This window comes from Ligilactobacillus animalis KCTC 3501 = DSM 20602 (genome assembly GCF_001434535.1).
In the GTDB taxonomy this organism is placed as follows: Bacteria; Bacillota; Bacilli; order Lactobacillales; family Lactobacillaceae; genus Ligilactobacillus; species Ligilactobacillus animalis.
In genome coordinates this window covers 26,822-39,569 of the sequence record NZ_AYYW01000025.1, presented here as the reverse complement: position 1 = coordinate 39,569, position 12,748 = coordinate 26,822, and the positions used below count along the sequence as shown (strand labels likewise).

The following is a 12,748-nucleotide window of genomic DNA, read 5'->3' as shown; positions in this document are numbered from 1 at the left end:
TCATGAAAAAAGTATTCAAATCGATACTCTTATTGATCGCACTTTGTCTGCCGCTTTTGGGACAAAGAGTCAGCGCTGATGTAACAGAAGAACCCTTACAAGTTGTAGTTCAGCATCAGTTTGAAAATCCTGATGGCAGTGAGCTAGTTTACGGAGCAGATATCGCTTTATCGCTCTATGATATCTCTAAGCAATATCAAGCGCAAGAAACGCCAGCTGATGCGCAGAAATTCATCGAAAGTTTCTCTCAGTTGTCAGCACAACAGTTAAGGCAGTATTTGGCAGATAACGAGATCAAAAAAGTCGAAACTGTGACGACCGATGTTATGGGAAAAGCTCATTTTAAAGTAGCAGGCAATGATAATGCGTATTTGATCGTGCAAGATCATGCGGTCAAGGGCCAAACGATCTTACCGCTAGCATTTTCGTTACCGCTGCAAAATGAAGATGGAACATCTAAAAATATGGTGGAACTTTACACCAAGCCGGTCAAATTGACGAGTTGTGCGTATTTTTATAAATACGGTGTCAATGGTGACAAGCAGATAGCGCTAGCGGATGCGCAATTTGTCTTAGGGCAAGAAGTTGCCGGTGAAAAGCAATATCTTGCAATAGATGAAACAAGTTTTGTAGCTAGTGATGATCCGGCTAATGATACCCGGGTCAAGAAGTTTACTTCCGATGAACAAGGTCTGGTCTTGCACGATTCTGAATTAGCACCGGGACAATACTTCTTTAGTGAAGTCAAAGCACCAAATGGCTACAGCATTTCTGAAGCGGCTAAACGGATCGCAGTGACTGTTGCTGATGACATGCAGATCACAGTGGCGGGCGTTCAATTAGTTGAATTGGTAGCTGGGATGGTCCCAAGTAGTTTTACGACCGCACCTAAGATCTTAAACTATGCCATTTCAGAAGATAAGCCAAATCAAACACCGACCGTACCGACTGATAATGGAAATAACGATAACACTTCCTTTGATAACAGTGGGCCAAAAGGGTCAAGTGTTGGTGGAATGTTAGCCCAATTGGGTGAGAAGAAAGGCCTGGTCTCTTTGATCGGGATCTTACTGGTAAGTTTTGCAGTTGTTGAATTCATACGTCAAAGAAAAAAAAGAGGTGGGAAAAATGAAAAATAAACTTAAAGCGCTCTTTATGAGTTTGTTGTTAGTTGCTTCGGTTTTGATCCCAAGTTTGGCTAGTGCAAAGACAGTCAATGCGGATGAAAATATTCCAGAAAATGTCAATATCACAGTACACAAACGCGTCTTTAAGGATGGTAATTTGCCAGGAGATAAGCCAAATACTGGTGATCTGATGCCAGACTTTGGTGGGGAAGCCTTACCTAATGTTGGATTTACAGTCTATGATATTACAGAAGAGTATATCAAAAAACTAGCTGAAACAAAGGATGCTCAAACGGCTACAGATGCGATGGTCAATAAGTATACTGATGCTAAGCCAGCTACTGTAGCGGCTGAACAAAAATTGACCGGTAAAAATGGAGATGTGACTTTTGAAGGTCTAGCTACTAAAGTTGATGACAAATTCAAGACATATATTGTTTTAGAAACTAAATCACCAAGTGCGATCACGACTAAATCTGCTCCGATGGTCTTAACAATGCCAATGTATGCGTACGATGATAAAGGTGAAGTGACCAGCAAGGTCTTAGAAAATATCCATGTCTATCCAAAGAACGCGGAAAATGAGGATAGTTATGAAGGTAAGCTCACTAAAGAATTGTTAGATGACACAGTTCACCACCACACTAATGCATGGGGCGTAAATGCGATCGATGATATGATCTTATCTCCGCGTGTTGGTCGTTTGCTTCAATACAAGGTAACTTACAATGTGCCTGCGACAACGATCTTTGATGCTGACAATGGTTTGACGATCGTCGATGATCCGGGTATTGGTATCGTGTTACCAGAAAAAGTTGCTAAAGACGCCAATGGTAAAGCAGTCGATACGATCGTTGATTCCTTGAACTCAAACGCTCAAGTTGCTAACGTGGTAGCGACCTACAATGGTAAAACAGTCGATGCTGAAGTCAAATATCATGAAGATAAACAACAAGGTGGGAACTCCTATTTTGAAATGAAAATCACGGGTGAACAAAATGCTGATCTAGCTGGGGAAACATTAGAGATCACTTACTATGCTTATTTAGCTAAGACAGAAGCTTCAATGGATGATCCGGTAGATAACAAGGTCACAGTTACAGCCGATACAACTAAAGATGATCAGACTTCAACTGAAGGTGAAACGACACGTGTGACAACACCATTTGCTTTGCGTGCTGCTATAGTCCTTGAAAAAACAGCTGAAAAGCCATTAGCTGTAGGTGGTTACAACTTCCAAAAGATCGATGCTCAATCAGGTAAAGCTTTAGCAGGTGCAAAATTTGTAGTCTTTGATACAGAAACTGATAATCCAAAGCAATCTGGTTATGTGAAATTCAACAAGAGTGCTAATGGTCGAAATGACCTCAAATGGGTGAAAGATAGCAGTGATGCGACCGTTTATACTTCTGATAAAAATGGTAGGATCAAATTGGACTATCTACCATATGGTGATTATAAATTAGTCGAGATCGAAGCGCCAACAGGCTATGCTAAGGGTGAAGCGCTCGACTTTAAGGTTGCTAAGGATACGTATCAAAAGACCGAAAATGCACCAATTGAAGTTAAAAATGCTAAGAAAGGTCTGTTACCTTCAACTGGTGGTTACGGGATCTATATCTTCTTAGTGATCGGTCTTGCTTTAATGGGCGGTGCTTATGTTTGGTTCCGTCGTGTTAGAAAAAATGACAATGTCTAAGTCAAATTAGACTAAAAAGAGGCGGGGAAACTTGACCTCTTTTTTATTACACTTCAGAAAGGATGAGCTATGAAAAAAACAAAGCAAAAAGGTGTTTGGCTCCAAGTTGGTTTGATCATAGTTTTTATCATTGGCGTCATTATCGCGCTCTACCCCTTTTACGTCGGGGCTTTGAATAATTTTATCGATCGTTATCGGGTGGGGCAGATCGCCCGTGAAAATACGCAGCAGAATGCTACACGTTTGGCCAAGTTAGAGGCTAAGAATAAACAAGCAACTGAAAAGGCAAAAAACGATCCCTTTAAAAATACTTCGAATAAGACAAAGGTCGATCTAAAGAAACATTTGATCGGTAAGGTGATCATCCCTAAGATCGCGGTCGATATTCCGCTGTTTGATACGACAAATAGTCAAACGATCCAGTATGGAGCTGCCGTTTTAGATGGGACCGCTTATCCAGTCGGTGGAAAAGGGACACACAGTGTAGTATCCAGCCACCGTGGTCTACCTGAGCGAAAATTATTTACTGATCTCAACAAATTAAAAAAAGGTGATATCTTTATTTTTGAAGTCTACAATAAAAAGCTCGCTTATCAGATCGAAGAGATAAAGACTGTGTTACCAAGCGATACATCGATCTTACAAGCTGAGCCAGGGCGAGATCTAGCCTCACTTTTGACTTGCACCCCGTACATGTTGAATACACATCGTTTGGTGCTAAAGGGTCACCGGATCCCGTATACTGCCAAAATGGACGAACAAAGTAAAGATGCAGTCTGGCGCAATTTTATCAAAAATATGCTGATCTTACTCGCCTGTGCGCTAATATTTGGTTGGCTACTCTATCTTTTAGTTACTACGATCTATGGTGCACTATTGAAGAAGCAAAAATTTGATCTAGAATTTTATTGTGTCGCTGCTGATGGTCGGCCGCTCAGTGGCAAAAAATTTGGCTTATATGACAAGCGAGGCAAAAAACTTTTACAGCGCAATGGGCGACCGTATTTAGTCAAAAGCGATGCCAAAGGTAAAGTTCGTTTCGCCCATTTGCCGGGTGGACTCTATAGTATTTTGTTGGAAGATGCTACGAGAAAGGAACGGATGGTAGTGGGTATCAAGAAACGTAGTGAGCAGCAGGGGAAATTTTATCCTAAGAAGTGGCAACGACCTAAAGTGATACATCTGGATAATGGATATAATTGGATCTTTTGAATGATAAAATTCGTGTTTTGGTATGTTTGTGTGCCAAAACACGAACTTTATTTTGTTGTTTTATATATTTAAGTTTATATTTTTAAAATTTTAACAATAAATATTCGGTATTTTTGTTGACGTGATAGAAGGAGTTTGTTATCTTATAGATGTAAATTATCGAATTATATTTGTTGTATGTCGTTTTAAAGTTCGTTTTTAAAGTTAAAGGAGCAAAAATATAGCCATGGGCGAAGTAATTTATACAGGAAAAGCAAAACAAATGTGGAGCACAGATGATCCAGAAGTCTTACGGGTCGTTTATATGGATCAGGCAACTGCTTTGAATGGCAAGAAAAAAGATCAGATCAAGGGTAAAGGTCAGATCAATAATGAGATCTCGACATTGGTCTTTGAATATTTAGCTAAACAAGGGATCAAGACCCACTTCATCAAAAAGTTATCCCCGACAGAAGAATTGGTACATAAAGTTGAGATCATTCCACTCGAAGCGGTGACCCGTAATATAGCTACTGGACACTTTGTCACCCGCTTTGGAGTTGAAGATGGTCTGGTGTTTGAGACACCAGTTGAAGAAACATACTACAAAAGTGATGCTTTAGATGATCCTTTCATCAATGAATCACAGACTTTAGCCCTTGGTTTAGCAACTAAAGCCGAACTCACCGAGATCTGGGAGCTTTCGCGCAAGACAAATCAATTGCTAACAGAATTATTTGCTAAAGCTGATCTGACTTTAGTGGACTTCAAACTTGAATTTGGTCGTTTGAGTGATGGAACTTTAGTCTTAGCAGATGAATTTTCACCTGATAATTGCCGGCTTTGGGATAAAAAAACTAAAGCTCATATGGATAAAGATGTTTATCGACAAGATCTAGGTGAGTTGACTCCAGTTTATGAAGAAGTTTTGGCCCGCTTACAACAAGCTTTAAAGGAGGAAAAATAATGACTGACGTAAGAATCTATGTGACCTATAAGGAATCTGTCTTTGATCCCCAAGGTGACACGATCAAACAAGCGATCCATGCATTAGGGCATGATGAAGTCAAAGATGTTAAGGTAGGTAAATTTTTTGATGTGACTCTTGATCCAAGTAAAAAAGATATCGAAACTGCCGTCAAAGAAGTCGCGGAAGAATTACTGGTTAATTTCAATCTTGAAACTTATCGCTATGAGATCATGGAGGAAGCCTAATGAAGATCGCAGTCGTTGTTTTTCCAGGATCCAATTGTGATATCGATCTCTACGAAGCTTTGCATATGGTTTTGGATGCAGATGTAGAGTACGTTTCGCATAAATGTGAAGACCTAAGTGCTTTTGATGCCGTGATGCTACCCGGTGGCTTTTCTTATGGAGATTACTTGCGTTGTGGTGCGATCGCGCGTTTTTCCAAGGTCATGCCTGAGATCGTAAAAATGGCCAAAGCAGGTAAACCGGTCTTTGGAACTTGCAATGGTTTCCAGATCTTGACCGAAGCTGGTCTGTTGCCAGGTGCCTTGAAACAAAATGATAGTTTGAAATTTGTTTGCAAGACAGTACCTTTAAGAGTTGAAAACACTAAAACACCATTTACCCACCAATATCGACAAGATGAAGTGATCGAATTGCCGATCGCCCATGCTGATGGCAGTTACTTTGCCGATGAAGCTACTTTAGCGGAACTGGAAACTAATGGACAAGTTGTTTTCCGCTATGTTGACGAAAATCCCAATGGTAGTTTGCATGATATTGCGGGGATCTGCAATAAACAAGGCAATGTTTTGGGGATGATGCCACACCCAGAACGAGCGGTAGAAGCTTTATTAGGCAATGAGGATGGCTTACGCGTCTTCAGATCATTATTGGAAAATGGCACAGTTAAAACGGAGGAAAGCTAATGGCTGAAATGACACCAGAAGAGATCAAAACCCAAAAACCATATCTTGAATGGGGTTTGACACAAAAAGAATACGATTATATCTGTGATGAACTGCTCCAGCGTTTACCAAACTATACAGAAACAGGTTTATTTTCGGTCATGTGGAGTGAGCACTGTTCTTATAAGAAGTCTAAGCCAGTTTTACGCTTATTTCCTACCAAAAATGAACGTGTTTTACAAGGACCGGGGGAAGGTGCCGGGATCGTTGATATCGGCGATGGTTTAGCGGTCGTTTTCAAAGCTGAAAGTCACAATCATCCTTCTGCCGTTGAACCCTATGAAGGAGCCGCAACTGGGGTCGGTGGGATCTTGCGCGATATTTTCAGTATGGGTGCACGACCTGTTGCCTCACTTGACTCATTACATTTTGGCGAATTGACGGATGCGCGGACCAAATACTTAGTCAATGGTGTCGTAGCAGGGATCGGCGGTTATGGTAACTGTATGGGGATCCCAACTGTCGGCGGTGAGATGACTTTTGATGAATGTTATCGTGGCAACTGCTTAGTTAATGCGATGAGTGTCGGCTTGATGGAACAAAAAGACATGCAAAAAGGTCGCGCGACTGGTGTTGGTAATGCGGTGATCTATGTTGGTGCTAAGACCGGACGTGATGGGATCCACGGTGCAACTTTTGCGTCAAGTGATTTCAGTGACGAAAAAGAGACACAACGTTCAGCTGTTCAGGTCGGTAATCCATTTATGGAAAAATTACTCATGGAAGCTTGCTTGAAATTGACCCATGACCATAAGGATTGGTTGGTCGGGATCCAAGATATGGGAGCAGCAGGGATCGCTTCATCATCTTGTGAAATGGCCTCAAAGGCGGACAGTGGCTTGGTCTTAGAGTTAGATAAAGTGCCACAACGTGAAAGTGAAATGTCAGCTTATGAGATCATGTTGTCTGAATCGCAAGAACGGATGCTACTTTGTGTGCATAAAGGATATGAAGAAAAGGTCATCGAATTGTTCAAAGATTTTGACCTTGAAGCTGTTGTGATCGGGCGTGTAACGGATGATGGTCAGTATCTTTTGAAACATCATGGCCAAGTAGTCTGTGATATCCCAGTCAAAACTTTGACGGATGATGTTTTAGAAGAACCGAGCCAAGAAAGAGTACCACAACGTTTGCTCGAAGCTAAGGAAATGCCACAATGGGTCCCAACAGTCACCGATCCTAAACAAACTTTACTCGCATTGTTGCAACAACCAACGATCGCTTCAAAAGAAATGTTTACGCAGACTTATGATTCACAAGTGCGCACGAGCACAGTCTTAGGGCCGGGAAGCGATGCCGGTGTGATCAGAGTTCGCAAAACAAACAAAGCCTTAGCGATGACGACCGATGGCAATGGACGTTTTATCTATTTAGACCCAAAGATCGGTGGACAGATGGCAGTCGCTGAAGCCTGTGCTAATGTTATCTCTAGTGGTGCTTTACCGCTAGCAATGACAGATTGCTTGAATTATGGTGATCCTAATGACCCTGAGATCTATTATGAACTACACCATTCGGTCGCGGGGATGGCCCAAGCCTGTGAAGCCTTTGATACACCAGTTATTTCAGGGAATGTATCCTTATATAACGAAACCAATGGTGAAGCGATCTACGGAACTCCAATGGTCGGGATGGTCGGTTTGATCGAGGATGTAAAACGCATCATTCCTTCGACTGTAAAAAATGCGGGTGACGCTTTGTATTTAGTTGGTGCCAAGACAAAAGCCGATTTTTCAGGTAGCGAGATCCAAAAGATGCAAACTGGTAAGATCTTTGGCGCGCTAAATGAATTAGATCTACCTAATTTGAATAAGGTAATGAAACAACTTTTAACAGCCATGCAAAATGGTTTGGTCACGAGCAGTCACGATGCTAGTGAAGGTGGTTTGGGTGTTTGTTTAGCCGAAACATTATTCAATAGTGATCTGGGGGCTAAAGTAACGTTAAACTTGAGTAGTTCAGATTTCTTTAGTGAAACGCCCGGTCGTTTTATCGTCAGTGTTCCGCAAGCTAAGCGCACTGAATTTGAAAAAACTTTAGGGACAGCGCAGATCTTCTTAGGTGAAGTAGATGGCGGATCCAAGTTAGCCGTGACCTTAACTGATGCAAAATTTGAAGTTGAAGTAAGCGAAGCACAAAAATTATGGGAGGAAGCGATACCGTGCCTCATGAAATCAAAGGATTAAACGAAGAATGTGGTGTCTTTGGTGTTTTTGATACTAAAAAGGCCAATCAGCTGACATATTTTGGTTTACACAGTCTACAACACCGCGGTCAAGAAGGTGCAGGGATCGTCTCAAGTGATGGCACCAAGCTCAAACAATTCAGAAATAAAGGTTTATTGGCGGAAGTCTTTGCTAATGAAGCTGATCTGGATAGTTTAGATGGGAATGCTGCGATCGGTCATGTTCGCTATGCCACTAGTGGTAACGATTCGATCAACAATCTCCAGCCTTTTTTATTCAACTTTTATGATGATGAAGTTGCCTTGGCACATAACGGTAATTTGATCAATGCTAAAAGTCTTAGGCGGCAATTGGAAAAAGCGGGTTCGGTTTTTCACTCTAATTCTGATACCGAGATCTTGATCCATTTGATCAGGCAAAAGCGCGATCTGGATTTTATCGATGCCTTAAAAGCCAGTTTAAATGAAGTCAAGGGTGGCTTTGCATTTCTATTGTTGCAAAAGGATCGCTTGATCGCAGCGTTAGATCCTAATGGCTTTCGTCCGTTATGCATCGGACAACTTAAAAATAAAGCCTATGTCGTTGCAAGCGAGACCTGTGCTTTGGATATGATCGGCGCTAAATTTGTCCGGGATGTCGAACCCGGTGAACTGATCATCATTGATAAAGATGGTCTGCACATCGATAACTATACTGACGACACTAAATTGGCAGTTTGTTCGATGGAATACATTTATTTTGCGCGGCCCGATTCGATCATTCATGGGATCAATGTGCATACTGCGCGTAAACGGATGGGGCGTCTGTTAGCCAAAGAACAGCCAGTTGATGCTGATATCGTGATCGGTGTTCCCAATTCATCTTTATCAGCTGCTTCGGGTTTTGCGGAAGAAGCTGGCTTACCATATGAAATGGGGTTGATCAAGAGTCAATATGTAGCTAGGACTTTTATTCAGCCGACCCAAGAATTGCGTGAACGTGGTGTCAAATTAAAACTTTCGGCTGTGCGTGGGGTCGTTGAGGGTAAAAAAGTTGCGATCATTGATGATTCGATCGTTCGTGGTACAACTTCTAAGCAGATCGTGAAACTTTTAAAAGAGGCGGGCGCTAAAGAAGTACATATGCGGATCGCTTCACCCCCATTGCGCTTTCCATGTTTTTATGGGATCGATATTTCAACTAGGGCAGAATTGATCGCAGCTGATCACAGTGTGCAAGAAATCTGTGAGTTGATCGGGGCTGATTCACTGGGCTTTTTGAGCACGGAAAGTCTGATCAAGGCGATCGATATCCCGAGTGGTAGAAAAGTCGAAAATGGCGGGCTAACAGTTGCTTATTTCGATGGCAAATATCCGACCCCGCTGTATGATTATGAAGCTGATTATTTAGCCTCACTCAAGCAACAAGAAGAAAGGAATTTTTTGCGATGAGTCGTTATCAAGAAGCTGGTGTTGACGTTAATGCTGGGTATGAAATGGTCAAAAAGATCAAACAAGATGTTGCTTCGACCGCACGTTTAGGGATGCTAGGTAGTCTAGGAAGTTTTGGCGGGATGTTTGATCTAAGTGTCTTAGATCTAAAAAGCCCGGTCTTAGTTTCAGGAACTGATGGTGTAGGGACGAAATTGATGATCGCCCAGGCATTAGATAAGCATGATACGATCGGGATCGATTGTGTCGCGATGTGCGTCAACGATATTTTAGCTCAAGGGGCTGAACCGTTATATTTTTTAGATTATATCGCAACTGGAAAAAACGATCCGGCTAAAATGGCGCAGATCGTTTCTGGTGTGGCAGAAGGCTGTCGTCAAGCTGGAGCGGCTTTAGTCGGTGGCGAAACGGCTGAAATGCCTGATATGTACGCCCCAACTGAATATGATCTAGCTGGTTTTGCTGTCGGAGCGGTCGAAAAGAGTAAGCTTTTGGATGAAAGCCGGCCTAAAGCGGGCATGAAATTGATCGGTCTACCTTCAAGCGGGCTACACTCGAATGGATTTTCATTAGTCAGACAGATCTTATTCAAAGATCATCAGGTAGACTTGGCCGACCGCCCAGCAGCACTTTCAGGTAAAAGTGTTGGTGAAGTATTGTTAGAACCCACGCGGATCTATGTTAAAGCTGTTTTGCCATTGATCAAACAAGGCTTGATAAGTGGTGTTAGTCATATCACAGGCGGTGGCTTGATCGAAAATTTACCACGTATGTTTGGCGACGAGCTACAGGCACGCTTAGATTATACCTCATGGGACAAACCGGCGATCTTTGGGTATTTGAGAGATCTAGGTGAGTTAGAGCAAGCTGATTGTTTAGAGACTTTCAACTTAGGGATCGGGTTAGTTTTAGCCGTTGCACCGCAAAATGTTCCAGCGGTCAAAGACTTATTACAGCAGGCAGCTGAGCCATTTTACGAGATCGGTGAACTGGTAAAACGGCCTGAAAATGCAGCTAAGATCGAGATCGATTTTTAAGGGGTGATTTGATGCGCACAGCAATTTTTGCATCGGGCAGTGGTTCAAATTTTGAAGTTTTAGCCCAAAAATTCCAAGCCGGCGAATTCAAGGCTGAGCTGGTGCTATTATTTAGTGACCATCCAGACGCTTTTGTGATCAAACGGGCCCAGAAATTAAAGGTCCCCTATGAGACTTTTACGGTCAAAGAATGCGGGGGCAAAGTTTTGTATGAAAAACGTATTATGGAGATCTTGGAGAAGTATCAGATCGATTTTATCATCTTGGCGGGCTATATGCGTGTTTTAGGTGAAGAGATCGTTTTAGCTTATGATAAGCGGATCGTTAATCTACACCCAGCGTATTTACCTGAATATCAAGGTCTACATGCGATCGAACGGGCTTTTAGCGATCATCAGACGCAAGGTAAAAGTCAGACCGGCGTGACGATCCATTATGTCGATACTGGCTTAGATACGGGCCCAGCGATCTTACAAAAGCATGTCCCGATCTATCCAGATGACACGTTAGAAACGCTCGAACAGCGGATCCATGCGTGTGAACATGAATTGTATCCTCAAGCACTAAAGCAGATATTTAAAGGAGAGTAAGCGTGAAAAGAGCATTGATCAGTCTTTCAGATAAAAGTGGTATCGTTGAATTTGCCAAAGGATTAGTCGCAAATGATTTTGAGATCATTTCGACAGGTGGTACTCAAAAAATGTTAGAAGAAGCTGGGATCAAGACCCTGGCAGTAGAAGAGGTGACTAATTTTCCTGAGATCTTGGATGGTCGGGTCAAGACCTTGAACCCATATATCCACGGGGGACTTTTGGGAAGACGTGATTTACCCGAGCATGTTGCAACCATGGAAAAGTTAGCGATCAGACCGATCGACCTAGTATGTGTCAACTTATATCCCTTCAAAGAAACGATCACCGATCCTAGCAAGACATTTGCCGATGCGATCGAAAATATCGATATCGGTGGTCCAAGTATGTTGCGTTCGGCCGCTAAAAACTTCAATGATGTGACTGTGGTCGTCGACAAGGCTGATTATGAGAAAGTTTTAGAAGAATTGAACAATGAAGGTAATACGACTTTAGCAACGCGTAAAAAGTTAGCGGCTAAAGCTTTTGCACATACAGCCAGCTATGATGCGATGATCGCCCATTACTTTGCTGAGCAATTACATGAAGTTGCACCAGAGAAGTTGACATTGACCTATGAATTGGAGTCTGAAATGCGCTATGGCGAAAATTCGCACCAACCGGCTTGGTTCTATAGGGATGCTTTACCTAAAAAATATGCGATCACTTCCGCTAAACAATTAAATGGTAAGCAATTATCCTATAACAATATCAAGGATGCCGACGCTGCACTGCGGATCGCCCGCGAATTTGAGGGCCCGACCGTGGTCGCTTTAAAACATATGAATCCATGTGGGATCGGACAAGCAGATAACTTGGAAAAAGCGTGGGATCTAGCTTATGCGGCTGACCCGATCTCGATCTTTGGTGGCATTATCGTATTGAATCGTCCAGTCGATGTCAAAACGGCTGAAAAAATGCATAAGTTATTCTTAGAGATCATTATCGCACCTGGTTTTGAGCCAGCTGCCTTAGAAGTTTTGAAACAAAAGAAGAATTTACGTTTATTAGAGTTAGATTTTAGTGCTAAAGATGAAACTCCAGCCTTTGAAACAGTTTCGGTCATGGGTGGCTTGTTGGTCCAAGAACAAGATATGACTTTAGAAGATCCAGCTGACTGGACTGTTGTTACGAAAAAAGCGCCAACTAAAGCACAAGAAAAAGCGTTATTACTTGCTTTAAAGGCTGTCAAGCACACTAAATCTAATGCGATCGTAGTAGCTAATACTGAACGCACATTAGGGATCGGGGCTGGTCAACCTAATCGGATCGACTCGACCAAGATCGCAGTGGGACATGCTAAAGACTTTATCAATGATGAAACAGTTTTAGCCTCAGATGCCTTTTTCCCAATGGATGACTGTGTTGAATATGCGGCTAAAAATGGGATCAAGGCGATCATTCAACCGGGTGGCTCGATCCGCGATGAAGATTCGATCAAAATGGCTGATAAGTATGGGATCGCAATGTTGACTACAGGTATCAGACACTTTAGACACTAATGGGCGAGGG

At 42.3% G+C, this 12,748-nt stretch carries 11 protein-coding genes; all 11 read left to right on the top strand.

Annotated elements, in window-relative coordinates; all coding sequences use genetic code 11:
• The first annotated feature begins 2 nt into the window (after positions 1–2).
• A complete protein-coding gene (locus tag FC30_RS03870) occupies positions 3–1,139 on the top strand; it encodes a SpaA isopeptide-forming pilin-related protein (RefSeq protein WP_056938472.1) in 1,137 nt (378 codons plus the stop codon).
• Positions 1,129–2,826, top strand: a complete 1,698-nt coding sequence (locus tag FC30_RS03865; protein ID WP_056938471.1) for a SpaH/EbpB family LPXTG-anchored major pilin — start codon at positions 1,129–1,131, stop codon at positions 2,824–2,826. Before FC30_RS03870 ends, FC30_RS03865 begins: the two co-directional genes overlap by 11 nt.
• A 69-nt stretch (positions 2,827–2,895) precedes the next feature.
• Positions 2,896–4,038: a class C sortase gene (locus FC30_RS03860; RefSeq protein ID WP_010689233.1), complete on the top strand. Its 1,143-nt coding sequence runs from the start codon at positions 2,896–2,898 to the stop codon at positions 4,036–4,038.
• A gap of 226 nt (positions 4,039–4,264) precedes the next feature.
• Positions 4,265–4,984, top strand: coding sequence for a phosphoribosylaminoimidazolesuccinocarboxamide synthase (purC, locus tag FC30_RS03855; RefSeq protein WP_010689232.1), 720 nt, complete (start codon positions 4,265–4,267; stop codon positions 4,982–4,984).
• Complete coding sequence (gene purS, locus FC30_RS03850; protein ID WP_010689231.1) at positions 4,984–5,232, top strand: phosphoribosylformylglycinamidine synthase subunit PurS; 249 nt, start codon at positions 4,984–4,986, stop codon at positions 5,230–5,232. Before purC ends, purS begins: the two co-directional genes overlap by 1 nt.
• Positions 5,232–5,915: a phosphoribosylformylglycinamidine synthase subunit PurQ gene (gene purQ, locus FC30_RS03845; RefSeq protein ID WP_010689230.1), complete on the top strand. Its 684-nt coding sequence runs from the start codon at positions 5,232–5,234 to the stop codon at positions 5,913–5,915. Before purS ends, purQ begins: the two co-directional genes overlap by 1 nt.
• Complete coding sequence (purL, locus tag FC30_RS03840; protein ID WP_010689229.1) at positions 5,915–8,140, top strand: phosphoribosylformylglycinamidine synthase subunit PurL; 2,226 nt, start codon at positions 5,915–5,917, stop codon at positions 8,138–8,140. The genes purQ and purL overlap by 1 nt, the downstream gene beginning before the upstream one ends.
• Positions 8,116–9,570 (top strand): amidophosphoribosyltransferase, encoded by a 1,455-nt coding sequence (gene purF, locus FC30_RS03835; RefSeq protein ID WP_010689228.1) that lies wholly within the window; start codon positions 8,116–8,118, stop codon positions 9,568–9,570. Before purL ends, purF begins: the two co-directional genes overlap by 25 nt.
• The gene (gene purM / locus FC30_RS03830) at positions 9,567–10,607 is read left to right on the top strand and encodes a phosphoribosylformylglycinamidine cyclo-ligase (RefSeq protein ID WP_010689227.1); all 1,041 of its coding nucleotides are present in this window, start codon (positions 9,567–9,569) and stop codon (positions 10,605–10,607) included. Before purF ends, purM begins: the two co-directional genes overlap by 4 nt.
• An 11-nt stretch (positions 10,608–10,618) precedes the next feature.
• Positions 10,619–11,197, top strand: a complete 579-nt coding sequence (purN, locus tag FC30_RS03825; RefSeq protein WP_010689226.1) for a phosphoribosylglycinamide formyltransferase — start codon at positions 10,619–10,621, stop codon at positions 11,195–11,197.
• A gap of 2 nt (positions 11,198–11,199) precedes the next feature.
• Positions 11,200–12,738, top strand: coding sequence for a bifunctional phosphoribosylaminoimidazolecarboxamide formyltransferase/IMP cyclohydrolase (purH, locus tag FC30_RS03820; protein WP_056938470.1), 1,539 nt, complete (start codon positions 11,200–11,202; stop codon positions 12,736–12,738).
• Positions 12,739–12,748: the final 10 nt, after the last annotated feature.

What these genes read in the sequence shown, in the direction of transcription:
- FC30_RS03865 (WP_056938471.1), top strand. Translation starts at nt 1,129, where the DNA reads ATGAAAAATAAACTTAAAGCGCTCTTTATGAGTTTGTTGTTAGTTGCT.
- purQ (WP_010689230.1), top strand. Translation starts at nt 5,232, where the DNA reads ATGAAGATCGCAGTCGTTGTTTTTCCAGGATCCAATTGTGATATCGAT.
- purC (WP_010689232.1), top strand. Translation starts at nt 4,265, where the DNA reads ATGGGCGAAGTAATTTATACAGGAAAAGCAAAACAAATGTGGAGCACA.
- FC30_RS03860 (WP_010689233.1), top strand. Translation starts at nt 2,896, where the DNA reads ATGAAAAAAACAAAGCAAAAAGGTGTTTGGCTCCAAGTTGGTTTGATC.
- purS (WP_010689231.1), top strand. Translation starts at nt 4,984, where the DNA reads ATGACTGACGTAAGAATCTATGTGACCTATAAGGAATCTGTCTTTGAT.
- purL (WP_010689229.1), top strand. Translation starts at nt 5,915, where the DNA reads ATGGCTGAAATGACACCAGAAGAGATCAAAACCCAAAAACCATATCTT.
- purN (WP_010689226.1), top strand. Translation starts at nt 10,619, where the DNA reads ATGCGCACAGCAATTTTTGCATCGGGCAGTGGTTCAAATTTTGAAGTT.
- purM (WP_010689227.1), top strand. Translation starts at nt 9,567, where the DNA reads ATGAGTCGTTATCAAGAAGCTGGTGTTGACGTTAATGCTGGGTATGAA.
- FC30_RS03870 (WP_056938472.1), top strand. Translation starts at nt 3, where the DNA reads ATGAAAAAAGTATTCAAATCGATACTCTTATTGATCGCACTTTGTCTG.